Source organism: Mycobacterium sp., assembly GCF_044223235.1.
In the GTDB taxonomy this organism is placed as follows: Bacteria; Actinomycetota; Actinomycetes; order Mycobacteriales; family Mycobacteriaceae; genus Mycobacterium.
Genome location: NZ_JBGAME010000002.1, coordinates 78,245 through 95,257 on the forward strand (window position 1 = coordinate 78,245; position 17,013 = coordinate 95,257).

Here is a 17,013-nt window from a genome sequence, read left to right on the forward strand (position 1 = left end):
GTAGAACTGAGGGATGATCGGGCCCCTCGGAGTGTGTGCACTGGTCGTGACGGTGGCGGGCGCCCTGATCGCCGCGGGGGGAACGGCGCTGGCGCAACCTGAGACCGCCCCGGTGGTCAAGCCGACCGTGCTCGCCGAGGTGCCCCACGACGACAACGCATTCACGGAAGGCCTCGAATTCGACGGTCCCGCCCTCTATGAGGGCACGGGCGGGTGGGGTGATTCCGAGCTGAGGCGCGTGGAACCCGCCACCGGAGCAGTGCTGCGCGCGGCTCCCCTTCCGCACGAGTACTTCGGTGAGGGCATCACCGTCGTCGGCGACCGGATCTGGCAGCTCACCTACCGGGACGGCGTGGCCGTCGAATGGGACAAGGCGAGCTTCACGCCGGTGCGGGAGGTACCGCTGGCGGGGGAAGGCTGGGGTCTGTGCCGAGACGGTGACAGGCTGATCCACAGCGACGGCACCGATCTGCTGCGGTTCCATGACACCGCTGACCTCACCGAGACCGGCGGGGTCAAGGTCACCCGCGACGGAATCCCGCTGATCGGCCTCAACGAACTCGAATGCGTGGACGGCCAGGTATGGGCCAACGTGTGGCCGACCGACACCATCGTGCGGATCGAACCCAGCACCGGCCGAGTGAACCTCGTCGTCGACGCGTCGGGCCTGTGGAAAGCCGACACCAGGACCAATGCGCAGGTCCTCAACGGCATCGCCCATATCGAGGGCAGTGACTTTCTGCTCACCGGTAAGGACTGGCCATCGGCCTTCCGGGTGCGGATCGACACCGGCGGCGCTCACTAGCTGCCCGCGGTGCCGAATCATGCACCGATTCGCGGGATCTCGGCGGTTATGCGGTCCAGCAGAGCCGGATACCGGTTGGCTTCGCGATGCCTGCCGGGCTTTCCGCTGCTGACCAAGCCGGCGGCGAGCCCGCGATCGGGGTCGGCCCACACCGCGATGTTCACCAGGCCGGTATGCCCGAATGCGGCGGGCGCGTCCCGCCCGAACGGGCCGAACCTCGTCGACCCCAGCATGTAGCCGGTGCCCCAGCGCAGTGGCGTGAGGCCGGTGGCGATATCGGGGCGCAGCCGCCGGCACTGCGCCGTCGCGCCGCGCAGCGTCTCCGGGCGTAACACCCGCACGCCGTCGAGTTCGCCTCCGCGGAGCAGGATTTCGGCGAACCGGGACAGTTCGTTCGCGGTCGACACCGTGTTGGAGGACGGCACGACCCCGGTCAGGAAGCGCGGTGTGTTGGTGAACGGGATGACCTGGTGCATCGTCCCCCCGATCGCAGTGCGAAACGCCGCCGCGATCGGGGCGGGCAAGGGCGCGCCGGTGGCGTGGCTCGGCGCGACCAGCTCGACATCGTGTTCGGCCACACCGTAGTTCGTCCATCGGAAGCCGAGCGGCTCGAGGATCTCGGACGCGAGGATGTCGCGGATGTTCCTGCCGGTGGCCGCGGACACGATCTCGCGGACCAGCGGGCCCCACGTCACCCCGTGGTAGATATGTGCCAGGCCCGGACGATGCAGGGGTTTGAGCTCGCCGAGCATGCGGCGGGCGTACTCGCTGTCGCCCAGGCGTTTGAGGTTCGGCCGCGGTCCGGTGGCGAAGGGGACCCCGGCGCTGTGCGTGATCACATGCCTGATCGTCGTGCGGTCTTTGCCGTGACTCGTGTACTCGGGCAGATAGTCGCAGACGCGATCGTCGAGTGAGAAGCTCCCGCGTTCGACAAGCATATGCACGACCGTCGTCGTCACCGCCTTGGCCGCGGAGTACACGCAGAATGGCGTTTCCGTTGTGGCCGTGACCTTTTCGGCATCCGGCAGGTCGCAGGGTCCGTTACCCCAGCCGTGGCCGATCGCCCGGTTCAACACGACGGCGCCGTCGCGGCGAAGGCACAGCTGGATCGCCGGATGCATTCCGGCGCGATACCAGTGCCGCACCGCCTCCCAGATCCGCTCGATCGATGCCGCGTCGACGCCGCTGTGGTCCTCCTCGCCGACAGAGGTGACGGCATCGAGGTCGGTCGGTACGCGAATCCGGCCTGGCTCTTGGGAGTTCATTGCCTGTGCAGGGTGGCACCCAGATGGTGCTGGACGGGCTGCCCGACGGCTCCCATCCGCACCGAGTAGGTCAGTTCGTCGCCATCGACTCGAATCGAACGACTCAGGGCCATAACATCTTTGGCCGACGCGCTCAGGCCGATCGAGGTGGAGATGAGTTCCATCACGAGCGTGGACCCGCGCACCGACAGCGTGCCCTCCTCTATCTCGGTGATTCCGGTCGGATGGGCGAGAATCCATTCGACCCGGTCGGCGGAGGGTGCTCTGAGATAGCCCGCCTCCGCGTGCAGCGGCCGGCCGTCGTCCTCGGCCTTCGTTCGCTGGCTGTAGGCCAGGAACGGCTTGCCCACGTGGCTGAAGCTGATTTCCTCGAGATAGCGAAACGGCTTGATCGTCGGGTACTCGCCGGCGCCCTGACCCACCCACGTGCCGAGCAGGGGCGCGAGGACGGCGATGGCGGGATGGAGATCGGCCACGCCTGTCAGACTACGGCGGCTACCGCGCCGACCGGCCTTCGGCGTGCGGTTGCGGACGGATTGGGTGGTGCGGCGCCGGTCAGCCCGCCATGATCTCGATCAGCCCGCCATGAACTCGTTGTAGGCGATCGCGAGCTGCGGGGGCAGGAGCGAAACGTTGCACTGCCGCTCCGTGTCACCGAGCGGCGCGAGGATGCCGCGCAGTTCGTAGTACTCACCCGGATTGGCCGTGAAGTATCCCCGCACGTTTGCCTGTGCCTCGGCGTACGGCTGGTTGGCCGCCGCGGTGAGCACCTGGCCCGCACCCGGGTGGGTGGCCAGATACTGCTGCGTGTCGCCGGTGACCGTGCGGACCGTGTTGGCCAGCCCGTCCGCCGAGCACTGCTGCGGTGCCGCGGATGCGGACGGCGCCGCGACCACCGCCGTGGCGAGTCCCCCGAGCAGTGCGCCCGCAAATGCGCCGGAGAATTTCCGGCGCGCGGAATCAGCGCTGGATTTCATGATCACCCTTTTCTTGTTGTGTGCGAATCAGGTCGCTGTTTACCCCGCCCGAAATCCAAGGTAGCCGAGGCGGGCACTCGCTAAACCAAACCCGCAGGGGCGCTTCGCTCCCGCCGCCGGCGGTGTTACCGCCCACTGCGGTGAAATCCGCCGCAATTAGCGCCTTGTGGCTGAGTATTCGCCGAGATCGGCGAGGCATTCGTGAGAATTCTCAAGATGCACGGCGAGCCCTTAATTGATCGTGATATTCGATGTCATCGAATTGTTATGAATAGCGCGATCGCCTGCGCATGATCATCCCGACGCGCGACAATGCCCCGTGACCGCAGAATCTGAGGACCCCCGGCGCGACTATCCGCAGATGGCGGCCGCGCGTGGTCGGGTCGAACCGGTGCCGCGGCGGATTCGTGGCTACCTCGGCGGCGAGCTGGTATTCGACACCCTGGCGGCGCGGTATGTGTGGGAGGTGCCCTACTACCCCATGTACTACGTCCCACTGACCGATGTCCGGCGGGAGTTCCTGCGGGACGACGGTCACCCGCAGCGGGTTCAGTTCGGCCTGTCACGGCTGCACTCATTGGTGGCCGACGGGCATACCCGGGCGGGCGCCGCCCGCGTCTTCGACACGAACGGTGACGGTCTTCTGGCCGGGACGGTGCGCTTCGAGTGGGACAGTCTGCACTGGTTCGAGGAGGATGAGCCGATCGTCGGGCACCCGCGCAGCCCGTACGTGCGCGTCGATGCGCTGCGCTCGCATCGCCATGTCCGCGTCGAGCTGGACGGCGTCGTGCTCGCGGATACCCGCTCTCCGGTGCTGCTGTTCGAAACCGGGCTGCCGACACGGTATTACCTCGACCGCTCGGACGTCGCCTTCGAGTATCTCGAGTCCAGCGCCACCCGGACCGTGTGCCCTTACAAGGGGGAGACCTCGCAGTACTGGTCGGTGCGCACCGCAGACACGGAACACCCGGATCTCGCGTGGGCGTACGACTACCCGCTGGCGGCCGTCGCAGCGATCGCCCGCATGGTGGCGTTCTACAACGAGAAGGTCGAGCTCATCGTGGACGGTATCGCGCTCACGCGGCCGCACACGCATTTCGGCTAGCGCGCCCGGGCGGGATCATGGCCCGTATGGCCGACGAGCTGGACGAGTTGTACGGGGTCGAGCCCACCGAGTTCACCGCGACGCGGGCGCGCCTCGCCTCGGCGGCCAAGCGCCGTGGCGACGCGGAGGCCGCAAAGCGGATATCCGCCGCCCGCCGACCCACCACGGCAGCCTGGGTGGTGAACCTGCTCGTCCGGAAGGTCCCGGATGCGCGGGAGCGGATGACCGGGCTCGGCGAGCGGTTGCGCGCCGCGCACGCCGCGATGGACGGTACGGAAATTCGGGTGCTGTCGCGCCAACAGCGGGCGCTCGTCGACGAACTGTGCCGCGCCGCCTTCGAGGCAGCCGCGGTATCCGACCCGTCGGCCGCGCTGCGCGAGGATGTCACCGGAACGCTGCAGGCGGCGATCGCCGACCCCGACGCCGCCACCAGGCTCGGTCGGCTAGTCAAGGCCGAGCGCTGGTCCGGGTTCGGCGGATTCGGGGACACCACCACGATTCACACCGCAGGGCGGCGACCGGTGCGGTCCGCGCCGGCTGCACCACCGGCACCGCCGCGGCGCACGAACGAGGAGAGGGCAGCGCTGATCGCCGCGGAGCAGGCCGACTCCCGGGCACATCAGGAGTTGTCCGAACGCCACGCAGAACTCGCCGCCGCGCGTCTACGGCGCGACGACGCGCGCGGCAGGCTGGAGGTCGCGGAGGCCGCGGTTGACGCGGCTCAGCGCGCCTACGACGAGGCCAAGGAGGTCAACCGCGCCGCGGCTGAGTCGGTAAGACTTGCCAAGGCCCGCCTCGGCCGGGTGGAAGCCGACTCAGCGGGTGGCGACTAACTAGCTCTCGATCAACTCGATAGCGTCGTCGTCGAGGAATGCGATCCCGCCGTCATCGAGGGCGACGGCGTACCTGCGTGCGCGCACGGTGAGTTTTTCGTCGACGATGACCTCGGTACCCGCCAACGTCCCGTAATCGTCGACGATCTCACCGGTGACCTGAGATTCGTCGGTGGTACGAACCCGGGAGCCGATCGGGAACCCGCTGATGTCTTCGGCCCCACTCATGCAGAGAATGTAGCGCCTCGCGAGATGTGATGTCATCCGGAGGGCGCGCCGTGTGTTTGATCGTGCACATTCCGGTGTGGGCATCGTCGAGGATGCGCACGCCTGAGCCGCGGCGGGGGTCCGCGGTTATCCTGAGCGCAGCCATCCATGACGGGGAGTGCGCACATGAGGATCCAAGTACTGCCGTACGTCACGCTGGAAGTCGACGACCGGGTGCGCACCAATATCCGGGCCGTCGGAGAGCGGTTGCGGGTCAACGTCCGCGCATATTTGCTGAGCGCGGCGGACGACGTCGACGAGGCGGGTGAGAAGGTTCGCGGATTCTGCGATGCGGCAGTGCACCGGGTCGATTCGGTGGTGGCGACGGTCACCAACAAGATTGCTCCCCGCCGCGATGACTCCGACCCCCGGCGCGAGGCGAGCTGAGTCCCGGTCTTCACCTTCGATAGGACCAACAGTCGGTCGTCGTTCTACGGTGGTGGATGCTGTCGCATTCCGGATGCGGGCGAAGAGAGGTAGACACGCTTGGTCGGCCAAGGGTTGGCGGTGTTCTTTGCACTGCTCGCGGCGATCTTCGCCGCGATCGGCATCGTGGTGCGGCAACGCGCCACGATGGACGTGCCCCCCGAAAAGGGTGTCAGCGCCGTCATGCTCAAGACACTTGCCCACCGTCGGTTGTGGTGGGCAGGCACCGCCGCCGCGGTGGCCGGATACGGGTTCCAGGCGATCGCGCTGGTCTACGGGTCATTGCTGTTGGTGCAGCCGGTGCTGGTCTCCGCCCTGTTGTTCGCGCTGCCGCTGAGCGCGCGGATGGCGGGGCGTCGGGTCTCCAGGGCTGAATGGGTGTGGGCGTTGGTGCTGACCAGCGCCCTGACCGTCTTCGTGATCCTCGCCAAGGCCACGTCGGGTAACTACAACGTGCCCGTGCCCGTGACGACCGCCGTGGTCGTCGTGTCCGCGATCGTGGCCACGGCATGCGTCATCGTCGCCACCCGCGCCGCCAGCTGGCGACGGGCGGTGCTGCTCGCCGTGGCCGTGGGCGTGCTGTTCGGCGTGGTAGCGGTGCTGACGAAGATCGTGATGCACATGGTCGCGGTCGGCGCCGGTTCGGCCGTTCTGACCACGCCGACGTTGTACCTCCTGCTGCTGCTCGGGGTCGTCGGCACCCTGTTGCAACAGTCCGCATTCCACGCGGGCGCGCTGCAGACCTCGGTCCCGACCATGCTGGTGCTCGAGCCGGTGGTCGCGGTGCTCCTCGGTTCGATGATCCTGGGCGAGCACATGTCGATCACAGGACTCGAACCGGTCGTGCTGGCGGTCTCCACGGCGGCGATGGTCGCGGCGACCGTCGCGCTGGGCCGTGACGAGGGCGCATACGAGGAGAAACTCGAAGCCGAGGTCGCACGGCGGGCCGCGAAATCGGGCAAGACGCGGCGCGCCGCCAGATCCGACAGCACGCCACGCCGCGCGGCCTGACCGCGCGGAGCGCTGCAGATCGCTGGTCGCACTCACCCGGCGGCGCGATAAGTCTCGTCGGGAATGGCGTAGCCGCGTTCCTGAGCGGTGTGTGCCAGCAGACGGCGCAGTTGACGGCGTCCGCGGTGCAGGCGGCTCATCACAGTGCCCAGCGGCACATCGGTCAGCTGCGCGATCTCCTTGAACTGGTAGCCGACCACGTCGGCGTAGTACACCGCCGTCCGGAACTGCTCCGGCAGTGCCTGCATTGCCGTCTTGACGTCGCTGTCCGGCAGCGATTCGAGCGCGAGTTCCTCCGCTGAACGCAGGCCGCGCGACGACTGCGCCGCGTTGTCCGCAAGCTGCAAATCGCTGATATCGGCGATCGGACTCTGCTGCGGGCTGCGCTGCCGCTTGCGGTAGCCGTTGATGTAGGCGTTGGTCTCGATGCGGTACAGCCACGCCCGGAAGTTGCTGCCTTCCCGGAACATCCGGAAGCCGCGATAGGCGTTGGCCATGGTCTCCTGCAGCAGGTCTTCGGCGTCGTGGTGGTTGCGGGTCAATCGCAGTGCACGCTGGTACAGCTCGGCGCGCAACGGGGCGGCCTCGCGTTCGAACCGGGTGGCGAGGTCTGCTGCGGTATCGTGGTCGGCGATCTGCATCGGGCTCTCCTTGACAAGGTTCCGGGGATGTTCCGGGCTTGGCTCAAAGATTCCGTCTCGGTGATCCGAAGTCGTCAGGGCAGGCACCCGAACGCCCCTCCGGCCAGCGTCCATCCACGTCTACCGGCTAGCAGGTAGACGCCGTGCTCCGGCCAGAAACCGTCAGACCGTGGCGCGCACCTTGGAGGCGGCCGATTCGGGCATCGGTTCGTATCGGGCGAAGGAGCGGGTGAAGGAGCCCGCGCCATGGGACAGCGAACGCAGGTCGATCGCATACCGCGTCAGCTCGACCTCGGGGATGTCGGCCCTGACCAGGGTGCGGTCCTCGCCGACATTCTCGGTGCCCAGGACGCGTCCGCGTCTGCTGGATAGATCGCTCATCACGGGGCCGACCAGATCGTCGGGCACCAGCACCCCCACCTCGTCGACCGGCTCGAGCAGGTTGATCCGCGTCGCCGCAGCCGCCTCCCGCAGTGCCAGGCTGCCCGCCATCTGGAACGCGAAGTCGGACGAGTCGACGCTGTGGGCCTTGCCGTCAAACAGGGTCACGCGGATGTCCACCATCGGATAGCCGGCGGCGACGCCCTTCTCCATCTGCGCGCGGACACCCTTCTCCACACTCGGGATGAACTGCCGCGGGACGGCCCCGCCGACAACCTTGTCGACGAACTCGAATCCCGAGCCCTCGGGCAGCGGCTCGACCTCGATGTCGCAGACCGCGTACTGCCCGTGCCCACCGGACTGCTTGACATGGCGGCCGTGACCCTTGGCGTGCCCGCCGAACGTCTCCCGCAGCGGCACGCGCAGCTCGACCGTGTCCACCGCCACACCGAATCTGCGGGCCAGCGCGTCGAGCACGACACCGGCGTGGGCCTCACCCATGCACCACAACACGATTTGGTGCGTCTCCGGGTTCTGCTCGATCCGCAGCGTCGGGTCCTCGGCGGCCAGCCTGCCGAGCCCAACCGACAGCTTGTCCTCATCGGTCTTGGCGCGAGGTTGCACCGCGACGGGCAGCAGCGGTTCCGGCATGGTCCACGGTTTCAGCACCAGCGGATCGCTCTTGTCGGAAAGCGTGTCACCGGTTTCGGCCCGGCTCAGCCTGCCGATGGCGCAGATGTCGCCGGCCACCACCGAAGGCGCCGGACGCTGCTGCTTGCCGAGTGGGAATGACAGCGTGCCGATGCGCTCATCCTCGTCGTGGTCGGCGTGACCCCCGATCGAGCTCAGGTCGGCGTGGCCAGCACCCGGCCCGCGGGTGGCATTGTCACCGAAAAAGGACGAAAAATGACCCGACACGTGAACGGTCATGTCGGGTCTGATGGTCCCCGAGAACACCCGGGCAAGGCTCACCCTGCCGACGTAGGGATCCGATGTCGTCTTGACCACCTCGGCGAGCAGCGGGCCGTCCGGATCGCAGGGCAGGCTCTTGCGCACCGCCCCGTGCGGGCTGAACACCTCGGGCAGCTGATGTTCCGGCGGTGAGGGAAAGCCCCGCGCCGCCACCTCGAGCAGCTCGAACGTGCCGACCCCGGTTCCGCTGCACACGGGGATGACCGGGAAGAACGAGGCGCGCGCGACCGCCCGCTCCAGATCCTCGATCAGCGCACCCTGGTCGATGTCCTCGCCGCCCAGATAGCGCTCCATCAGGGTCTCGTCCTCGGACTCCTCGATGATGCCCTCGATGAGGGTGCCGCGGAGTTTCTCGATCTGATCGGAGTAGGAGCCGTCCGGGGGATGGACGGTGCGTTTGCCTTCGGCGTACTCGTAGTGCGACTGGGTCAGCAACCCGATCAACCCGCTTCCTGCGGGAAAGTACAGCGGCAGTACCTTGTCGCCGAACGCATCCTGAGCGGCCGCAAGAGCGCCCGGGTAGTTCGCCCGGGCGTGATCGAGTTTCGTGATGACAACGGCTCTCGGCATGCCGACCTGACTGCACTCCAGCCACAGCGACTTCGTCGGCTCGTCGACACCTTCGTTGGCGGCGATCACGAACAGGGCACAGTCGGCCGCTCGCAGACCCGCCCGCAACTCACCGACGAAGTCGGCGTAACCGGGCGTGTCGATGAGGTTGATCTTGATTCCGTCGTGCATCAGCGGGGCCAGGGCCAGCCCCACCGAGCGCTGCTGTGCCACCTCGGCCTCGTCGCTGTCGCAGACGGTGCTGCCATCGACCACCGAACCCGCCCTGGTAAGGACGCCGCTCGCCACGAGAAGGGATTCCACCAGGGTGGTCTTACCCGCACCCGACGGGCCCGCGAGGACCACGTTGCGGATCGCGGTGGGCCTGTCCGCGGTCGGAACGGCCCCATTGCCCTGGGAAGTTGTCGCCTTGTCTGCCATGACGTTCCTTCCTGTTAATTCCACAATTCCCCGATGTGACACCGAGCACAAGTCCCGCGTTGCGGTCGAAGAGACCCCGAATGTGAGCGAATGTGAGCGACGCGGCCGGCGGGCCCCAGGCGACACGCGTTGTCGCAGCGAGCCGGTCCCGGGATTGCCAACCGGTCACGACGCTTCGTGAGGTGTGCGCGGCCTGCGCGGTGCGTCGCTCGGCGTCACGCCCGCCATGACGACCAGCGCAGCACCTCGACGGTGACGACGGGTCCGTCCAGCGCTATCCGCTCGTACTGGACGTACTTCTCGCGGAGCAGCGCGTAACCCGTCGCCATCTCCTCACCGCTGTGGTGGATCGCCGCGACACCGTCGGCGCGCACCCACCACAGCTGCGACCAGTCGGGGCTGTAGTGATCGGCGAGCAGGCTGACACGCGGATTGGCCTCGATGTTGGCGAGCCGGCGCAGCCGCTGGGTCGACTTCCGCTTGGCGTCGACGGCGGTGTAGATGACGTCGTTGTGGACAGCGAACACCACCGGCACGAGATGCGGCGCGTCGCCAGGCCCGATGGTCGCCAGCGTCGCCACCGGGCAGTCCGCGAACAGGGCAGCGGCATCGGGGTCGGGCATGGGAACAGCCTATTGAGCCCGGCGACCCGTCCGGAAGCCGTAACGTCCGGGAATACCGGCCGCCGGGAGCCTCGCACGCGCCAACGCGGAGATCGACCGGCTGTGGGCGGCGCAGGCGGACGCGGGTTGCCCGAATGAAGACCGCTGTGCGCGAGCGTTTCTCGCCGTATCTCAGTTGCGCGGGCCGCGAGGCTGGGGGGCCACGCTGATGGGCGAACGGGTGACCGGCGTGCGGGTGACACCGATCTCCGGTTTGTTCGTCTGGCGGGGGCGCGGCGGGTAGTACGCGGGCGCGCGATTGGCCGGCGCGGGCGCCTCGGCCTCCGGTGCTGGCGGAGGCGGTGGTGGCGGAGGGGGTGGTGGCGGTGGCGGCTCGCTGGAGTGCACCGGCGGAGGAACGGCGGTGGTGGGCGCGACGGACGGTGACGGGGTGCGCTCGTCGGAGGGTGCGGGTGACGGTGACATGCCTGACCCACTGAACACCAGCAGCACGCCGGCCACCACGATCGCGGCCGCCGCCAGAGCGGTCGCGGTGAGTACGACGGTGGCTTGCCTGGTGCGGTACCACGGTGTCGCCGGCGCGGGCTTGAAATCCCATGCGCTGTCGAAGGTGTCGAATCGGTGGTCGTCCAGCAGCGTGACCGGGCCGGTCTCACGGTCGTCCCAGATGTTGTCGTTGGGCTCGTCCCACAGGTCGTCGTCGGCAAACTCGTCAAGTGGGTAGCCCTGCTCGTCGAGAAGGGGGTAGCCCTGTTCGTCGACGAGTGCGTAGGGCTGGCCGTACGACTCGTACGGTGGCTCCGCCACGCCGCCTTCGTACGGTGGCTCTGCCACGCCGGCTTCGTACGGGTGCTCTGCCACGCCGGCTTCGTACGGGTGCTCTGCCACGCCGGCTTCGGCGTACTGCCCGGCTTCGTCGCCGTCCGCATAGCCTGCCGCAGCGTCCTGACCGGTGTCCTGACCGTCGGCGGGAAAACCGGGACCGAAGTCCTCGTCGTGCTCGTCATGCGCCGCCGCACCGTAGCGTTCATGGGATCGCCCGGCGCCCTGGTCGTGGCGCACCCGCCCGGCACCCCCGGAAGGCCTGGAAGGCTCGGAAGGGTCGTCCAGGCGGTAATCGAAGTCCTCGGAGACTTCGCGTTCGGCCATCCTCTGATGCTATCGCCCCCACCAGGGCAAACGCTCGGCCGAGTGGGAGATCGATGAAGTCTTGGCAAGCTCCCGCGTCGTGACTGCATGTCGCGATAGGGTTCCAACGCCGCGCTGGATCCATTCACCGTCGCGACCAGATTCCGTAACCGAGGCGTCAGCACCGCGCCTCCTGACCATCGGAAGGTTCGGCAATGACCAAATCTCGACTCCTCCCCGGCGTCATCGCCGCGGCGTCGTCCGCTCTCCTCGTCGTCGGGCTGGCGGCGTGCGCACCGCCCGAGAAGGACAACTCAGGTTCGGCGAGCGAATCCGGCGCGAACGCCGCCACGGCCACCTCCGCTGCCGACCTCGGCGGCATGGATGCGCTCGTCGAGGCCGCCAAGGCCGAGGGAGAACTCAATGTCATTGCGCTGCCGCCTGATTGGACGAACTACGGCGCGATCATCACGGCGTTCAAGGAAAAGTACGGCCTCAAGGTGAACGAGGCGCAGCCCGATGCCTCCAGCCAGGAGGAGATCAATGCCGCCCAACAGCAGAAGGGCAGGAGCACCGCGCCCGACGTGTTCGACCTGGGCCAGGCGGTGGCGCTCGCGAACACCGCGATGTTCGCGCCGTACCAGGTCGCCACCTTCGACACCATCCCTGACGGGTTGAAAGAGTCCACCGGCCTCTGGGTCAACGACTACGGCGGCTACATGTCCATCGGCTACGACTCGGCCAAGCTGCCCGAGGTCGCGGGGGTCGACGACCTGCTCAAGCCCGAGTTCAAGGGGAGCGTCGCACTCAACGGCGACCCGACCCAGGCCGGTGCCGCATTCTCCGGCGTGGCAATGGTGGCCCTTTCCCAGGGCGGCTCGGCCGACGACATCGCCCCGGGCGTGGAGTTCTTCCGCAAGCTCAACGAGGCGGGCAACTTCCTGCCCGTCGATCCGACCCCGGCGACGATCGAATCCGGCCAGACGCCCGTCGTCTTCGACTGGGACTACAACAACGCCGTGGAGACCAAGAAGCTGCCGAGCTGGAAGGTGCTGGTGCCGCCCGGACCCGCATTGGCCGGCTACTACTTCCAGGCCATCAACAAGGACGCGCCGCATCCGGCTGCCGCCCGGTTGTGGCAGGAGTTCCTCTTCAGCGACGAGGGCCAGAACCTGTTCCTCGCGGGCGGTGCACGTCCGGTGCGGGCCGACGCGATGGTCAAGGCGGGCACGATCGACAAGGCCGCCTGGGATGGGCTTCCCGTCATCGAGGGGCAGCGGGTGATCCTGTCCGAGGAGCAGACCAACGCCGCGAAGACCTACCTGGCCGACAACTGGGCCAAGGCGATCGGCTGACCGATCGATGTCACCGGCCAAGCGGGACGCCGGCGGGCCGGCCAAGCGGATCCGGGAGGCACTGCCACTGCTGCCGTTCATGGCGGTCGTCACGATCTTCCTGATCATCCCGACCGTGACCGTCATCGTCAGTGCCTTCTACGCCGACGGCCAGTTCTCCCTGGAGCGCATCCAGGCGCTGTTCTCCCGCACGGCGCTGACCGCGCTGTGGAAGAGCGTGCTGCTCTCGGGCAGCACCGCCATCATCGGTGCGGTGCTCGGCGCGGTGCTGGCCTGGTTGGTCGTCAGCAGCCCGCCCACCTCGATGGTGCGAAGGGCGGTGCTGTCGCTGTGCAGCGTGCTGGCCCAATTCGGTGGTGTTGCACTGGCATTCGCGTTCCTGGCGACAGTCGGCCTCAACGGGGTGCTCACACTGTGGGTGCAGCAGGCGTTCGGCTTCAACCTCGCGGGCTCGGGATGGCTGTACAGCCTGAGCGGATTGATCCTGGTGTACACGTACTTCCAGATCCCGCTCATGGTGATCGTCTTCGTGCCGGCGTTGGAGGGTCTGCGCGACCAGTGGCGGGAGGCCGCGCTGAACCTCGGTGCGTCACGATGGCAGTACTTCCGCGAGGTGGTCATACCGTTGCTGACGCCGGCGTTCCTGGGTTCGGCGTTGCTGTTGTTCGCCAACGCATTCGCCGCCTACGCCACCGCGGCCGCACTGGTCAGCCAGGGCAGCCCGATCGTGCCACTGCTCATCCGCGCCGCGCTGACAAGTGAAGTGGTGCTGGGACAGTCGGGCTTCGCGTATGCGCTGGCGCTGGAAATGATCGTGGTGGTCGCGCTGGTGATGGTCGCCTACAACATGCTGGTGCGGCGCACCGCGAGGTGGCTCAAGTGAATCGGACCACGCTGGGCGGCAAGATCTTCCGTGCGGCACTGTGGGTGCTGTTCGGGCTGTTCTTCCTGTTTCCGCTCTACGCGATGGCGGACTTCTCCACCCGCAACCTCCTGCAGGGCGGGCGCACCCTGCAGGCGTGGAAGAACCTCGTCGAGGACGACGCGCTGTATCAGGCCATCGTGATCTCGCTGCTTCTCGCGGTGTTCACGGTGGTCGCGATGCTGGTGATCCTGGTGCCGACGATGATCTGGGTCCGGCTGCGGGCGCCGTGGGCCAGGGGCTTCATCGAGTTCCTCTGCCTGTTACCGCTGACGATCCCGGCGCTGGTGGTCGTCGTCGGGCTGCGCAACGTGTATCTGTGGGTCACCTACTTCCTCGGTGAGTCGGCCCTGACCCTGACCTTCGTCTACGTCGTGCTGGTACTGCCATTCGCCTACCGGGCCATCGACGCGGCCCTGGCCGCCATCGACCTCAAAACCCTTGCCGAGGCGGCACGTTCACTCGGGGCGGGCTGGATGACCACGATCCTGCGGGTGATCGTTCCGAACATCTGGTCGGGGATTCTGTCGGCCGCCTTCATCTCGATCGCGGTGGTACTCGGCGAGTACACGATCGCCTCGCTGACCGGATATCAGACGCTGCAGGTCCAGATCGTCGCGATCGGCAAGAGCGACGGACCGACGTCGGTGGCGGCATCACTCGCGGTGCTGCTGTTCGGTTTCGCCCTGCTGGTGATCCTGTCGCTGGTCGCCCGCGGCCGGCGGCGGACCGGAGCCGTCGCCACCGCCGTACCAACCGCCGCACCCACCTCGACCCAGGGAGCGTCCGCATGACCAACGGAGTCGCCGTCCAGCTGAACGACCTGACGCGGGTGTACGGCCCGGTGAAGGCGCTCGACGGACTGACTCTGCACATGGAGCCGGGGGAGATGGTGGCCCTGCTCGGGCCGTCCGGGTGTGGGAAGACCACCGCGCTGCGGATCCTGGCCGGGCTGGACGAGGCAACGTCCGGCACGGTGCTCGTCGGCGGTAAGGACATCAGCGGGGTACCCGCGAACAAGCGCGACATGGGCATGGTGTTTCAGGCCTACAGCCTCTTTCCCCACCTCACCGTGCTGGACAACGTCGCCTTCGGCCTGAAGATGCGGGGACGGGGCAGATCCGAGCGGACATCGCGGGCCGCGGAGATGCTCGACCTGGTCGGGTTGGCGGCGCACAAACACAAATACGCCAACGAACTCTCCGGCGGCCAGCAGCAGCGGGTGGCGCTGGCCAGGGCGCTGGCCGTCCAGCCGCGCGTGCTGCTGCTCGACGAGCCGCTATCGGCGCTGGACGCCAAGGTGCGCACCCAGCTGCGCGACGAGATCCGGCGCGTGCAACTGGAAGTCGGTACGACGACACTGTTTGTCACCCACGATCAGGAGGAAGCGCTGGCCGTCGCCGACCGGGTGGGGGTGATGAGCCAGGGCAAACTCGAACAGCTCGCGGCGCCCGCCGAGCTGTACGCCAACCCGGCGACACCGTTCGTCGCGGAGTTCGTCGGCCTCAACAACAAGGTGCCCGCGGAGGTTTCCGCGGGAAACGCCAAGCTGCTCGGCACATCGGTGCCCGCGCTGGCAGGCTCGATCGCCCATGGCCGCGGGCTCGCCATGGTGCGGCCGGAATCGCTGACCGTCGCCGCGGCCCCCGGCGGCACGGCCGCGGTGTCGTCGGTGGCCTTCCTCGGGCCGATCTCCCGGGTCTACTGCACGCTTGCCGACGGTTCGGTGATCGGCGCGCAGATGACCAGCTCACAGGCCCGCGCATTCTCGGTGGGACAGGCCGTGACGGTCGGAGTCGAGCCGACGGGTGTGCTTGTGATCGCCGAGAGCGGCGCCGCCTGACCGCCGATCGGGGTGGTCGACGATCACACCGCCTGGATGGGCTCGATCCCCAGGTCGCGGTAGGTGACGAGCGCGACGAACGGGACGTCGAGCTGCGCGAACAGTTCGGTGGCCACGTCGCCCCGGTCGACCATCGGGATGACCCCGGTGACCACCGCACCCGCCGCGACCACCCGGTCGTAGGCCTTGGCAGTCGACCCACCGGTGCTGATCACGTCGTCGACCAGGAGCACCCGCATGCCGGGGGTGATCCTGGTGCCCTCGATCCACTGTTCGCGGCCGCGCTGCTTCTGCTCCTTGCGCACGGAGAACCAGGCCTTGCCGGTGACCATCGCGACGCCGTGCGCCAGCGGATCGGCGCCCATCGTGAGGCCCCCGACGGCGTCGTACTCGATACCGTTGTCCGCGGCGAGGTCGGCGACCGCGTGGCTGACGATCGAGAGCCTTTCACCGGTGTCGACTGCGTACTTGCCGTCGATGTAGTCGCGGCTGAGCTGGCCGCTGGCCAGCCGAAACGGTTCGTCGCGGCGTTCGTGTCCGCGGGTGCGGATGAGGTCGAACGCCGCTTGCCAGGTGTCCGGACGGTCGGTCGCAGAAGGCATACCGGCGATCGTATTGCACCGGCGGTCAGCCCCCGCGGGCTCGCCGGGTCAATTCGACCGTCGCGGGTCGCATGTCCTCGATCGAGGCGATCGGTGCGGCGTACCCGACTCGGGTGTAGGCGACCCCGCGGTCGGTGATGACCCGCAGATCCAGGCCGTAGCGGTCTGCACCGGAGCACGTCGCCTGCACGGCGTCCGGATAGCCGCCCAGTGTCCTGGCCATCGAGACCAGGGCCTCGGCGTGGTCGGCGTTGAGATGGGCCATCGCCGCCACGGCGTGCGGTCTGACCGGGTCGGGTCGGGCCGCCGCGTAGTCCGCACCCGATGCCGAGTCCATCCGCCCATACCCGCCGACCCAGCGCACCCGTTGCACGCGCAATACCCACACGGAGAAATCGCTGAAGTCGACGTAGTACCGCGCGGCCGCGACAGCGCCGAGGTGAGCCTGCCTGGCGGCCGCCGCCTCGTCGCCGGTGGGGCGCTCCGCGGCACCGGCCAGGGTGATACGTGCGCTGGCCAGGGGGTCGGTGTGGGTCTCGGGCGAGACTATCGAGATGCTGGCCCGCGGATCGCCCGCCAGATTGCGGCCGTGCTCTGCGAGGTTGGACACGCACAGCACCGGCGCACCGCCGAGCAGCCCGTACGTCACGAACGACGCCCACGGGTCACCGGCCGCGGTCAACGTCGCCAGGGTGCCGACGTTCGTCGACGCCGCGATCGTGCGCGCTTCCTCGGCGGCCGACGGGCGGACAGGGTTGACCACCTCGGTCAGCGGCGCAGGGGCCGACGGGGCGTCGCCGGGGTCGCCGTGGTCACGGGTGCCCACCGTCGGCACCCTACCCGCGATTCAGGTGACTCAGGCGATTC

19 protein-coding genes are annotated in these 17,013 nt (G+C 68.1%); 9 read left to right on the top strand and 10 right to left on the bottom strand.

Going from position 1 to position 17,013, the window contains the following annotated elements; translation table 11 throughout:
* Positions 1-13: 13 nt before the first annotated feature.
* On the top strand, positions 14-805 hold the full coding sequence (locus ADBZ6K_RS03420; RefSeq protein WP_526344452.1) for a glutaminyl-peptide cyclotransferase: 792 nt from the start codon (positions 14-16) through the stop codon (positions 803-805).
* A 17-nt stretch (positions 806-822) separates the two neighbouring features.
* On the opposite strand, the gene lipE is transcribed toward ADBZ6K_RS03420, so the two are convergent.
* From lipE to ADBZ6K_RS03435, 3 genes are all read right to left on the bottom strand, one after another.
* Positions 823-2,070: a lipase LipE gene (gene lipE, locus ADBZ6K_RS03425; protein ID WP_526344454.1), complete on the bottom strand. Its 1,248-nt coding sequence runs from the start codon at positions 2,068-2,070 to the stop codon at positions 823-825.
* Positions 2,067-2,546: a peroxynitrite isomerase gene (locus tag ADBZ6K_RS03430; RefSeq protein WP_526344455.1), complete on the bottom strand. Its 480-nt coding sequence runs from the start codon at positions 2,544-2,546 to the stop codon at positions 2,067-2,069. The genes lipE and ADBZ6K_RS03430 overlap by 4 nt, the downstream gene beginning before the upstream one ends.
* A 99-nt stretch (positions 2,547-2,645) precedes the next feature.
* Positions 2,646-3,047 (bottom strand): hemophore-related protein, encoded by a 402-nt coding sequence (locus ADBZ6K_RS03435; RefSeq protein ID WP_526344456.1) that lies wholly within the window; start codon positions 3,045-3,047, stop codon positions 2,646-2,648.
* Positions 3,048-3,408: 361 nt separating this feature from the next.
* Here ADBZ6K_RS03435 and ADBZ6K_RS03440 point away from each other — a divergent pair, with 361 nt between their 5' ends.
* Complete coding sequence (locus ADBZ6K_RS03440) at positions 3,409-4,152, top strand: DUF427 domain-containing protein (RefSeq protein ID WP_526344858.1); 744 nt, start codon at positions 3,409-3,411, stop codon at positions 4,150-4,152.
* A gap of 26 nt (positions 4,153-4,178) precedes the next feature.
* Entirely contained in the window at positions 4,179-4,985 is an 807-nt protein-coding gene (locus ADBZ6K_RS03445; RefSeq protein WP_526344457.1) for a hypothetical protein, read from the top strand.
* On the opposite strand, the gene ADBZ6K_RS03450 is transcribed toward ADBZ6K_RS03445, so the two are convergent.
* A complete protein-coding gene (locus ADBZ6K_RS03450) occupies positions 4,986-5,213 on the bottom strand; it encodes a hypothetical protein (RefSeq protein ID WP_526344458.1) in 228 nt (75 codons plus the stop codon).
* Positions 5,214-5,378: 165 nt separating this feature from the next.
* Between ADBZ6K_RS03450 and ADBZ6K_RS03455 the strand changes: the two genes are divergently transcribed.
* Both ADBZ6K_RS03455 and ADBZ6K_RS03460 read left to right on the top strand, forming a co-directional pair.
* Entirely contained in the window at positions 5,379-5,639 is a 261-nt protein-coding gene (locus ADBZ6K_RS03455; RefSeq protein WP_526344459.1) for a hypothetical protein, read from the top strand.
* A 99-nt stretch (positions 5,640-5,738) separates the two neighbouring features.
* The gene (locus ADBZ6K_RS03460) at positions 5,739-6,689 is read left to right on the top strand and encodes a DMT family transporter (RefSeq protein ID WP_526344460.1); all 951 of its coding nucleotides are present in this window, start codon (positions 5,739-5,741) and stop codon (positions 6,687-6,689) included.
* Positions 6,690-6,721: 32 nt separating this feature from the next.
* On the opposite strand, the gene ADBZ6K_RS03465 is transcribed toward ADBZ6K_RS03460, so the two are convergent.
* The 4 genes from ADBZ6K_RS03465 to ADBZ6K_RS03480 form a co-directional block, all read right to left on the bottom strand.
* Positions 6,722-7,444, bottom strand: a complete 723-nt coding sequence (locus tag ADBZ6K_RS03465; RefSeq protein ID WP_526344461.1) for a sigma-70 family RNA polymerase sigma factor — start codon at positions 7,442-7,444, stop codon at positions 6,722-6,724.
* Between the two features lie 48 nt (positions 7,445-7,492).
* A complete protein-coding gene (locus tag ADBZ6K_RS03470; RefSeq protein WP_526344462.1) occupies positions 7,493-9,673 on the bottom strand; it encodes an elongation factor G-like protein EF-G2 in 2,181 nt (726 codons plus the stop codon).
* A gap of 215 nt (positions 9,674-9,888) precedes the next feature.
* A complete protein-coding gene (locus ADBZ6K_RS03475) occupies positions 9,889-10,296 on the bottom strand; it encodes a TIGR03668 family PPOX class F420-dependent oxidoreductase (RefSeq protein ID WP_526344463.1) in 408 nt (135 codons plus the stop codon).
* A 171-nt stretch (positions 10,297-10,467) separates the two neighbouring features.
* Entirely contained in the window at positions 10,468-11,445 is a 978-nt protein-coding gene (locus tag ADBZ6K_RS03480) for a hypothetical protein (protein WP_526344465.1), read from the bottom strand.
* A gap of 194 nt (positions 11,446-11,639) precedes the next feature.
* Between ADBZ6K_RS03480 and ADBZ6K_RS03485 the strand changes: the two genes are divergently transcribed.
* The 4 genes from ADBZ6K_RS03485 (at position 11,640) to ADBZ6K_RS03500 (ending at position 15,544) form a co-directional block, all read left to right on the top strand.
* Positions 11,640-12,779 (top strand): extracellular solute-binding protein, encoded by a 1,140-nt coding sequence (locus tag ADBZ6K_RS03485; RefSeq protein WP_526344466.1) that lies wholly within the window; start codon positions 11,640-11,642, stop codon positions 12,777-12,779.
* Positions 12,780-12,786: 7 nt separating this feature from the next.
* A complete protein-coding gene (locus ADBZ6K_RS03490) occupies positions 12,787-13,662 on the top strand; it encodes an ABC transporter permease (protein WP_526344467.1) in 876 nt (291 codons plus the stop codon).
* An 83-nt stretch (positions 13,663-13,745) separates the two neighbouring features.
* Positions 13,746-14,495 (top strand): ABC transporter permease, encoded by a 750-nt coding sequence (locus ADBZ6K_RS03495; RefSeq protein WP_526344859.1) that lies wholly within the window; start codon positions 13,746-13,748, stop codon positions 14,493-14,495.
* Positions 14,492-15,544, top strand: a complete 1,053-nt coding sequence (locus ADBZ6K_RS03500; protein ID WP_526344468.1) for an ABC transporter ATP-binding protein — start codon at positions 14,492-14,494, stop codon at positions 15,542-15,544. Before ADBZ6K_RS03495 ends, ADBZ6K_RS03500 begins: the two co-directional genes overlap by 4 nt.
* Before the next feature lie 23 nt (positions 15,545-15,567).
* Here the strand turns inward: ADBZ6K_RS03500 and ADBZ6K_RS03505 are convergent, their stop codons facing one another.
* Both ADBZ6K_RS03505 and ADBZ6K_RS03510 read right to left on the bottom strand, forming a co-directional pair.
* Entirely contained in the window at positions 15,568-16,146 is a 579-nt protein-coding gene (locus ADBZ6K_RS03505; protein ID WP_526344469.1) for an orotate phosphoribosyltransferase, read from the bottom strand.
* Positions 16,147-16,171: 25 nt separating this feature from the next.
* Positions 16,172-16,972 (bottom strand): HugZ family pyridoxamine 5'-phosphate oxidase, encoded by an 801-nt coding sequence (locus ADBZ6K_RS03510; protein WP_526344470.1) that lies wholly within the window; start codon positions 16,970-16,972, stop codon positions 16,172-16,174.
* Positions 16,973-17,013 lie beyond the last annotated feature (41 nt).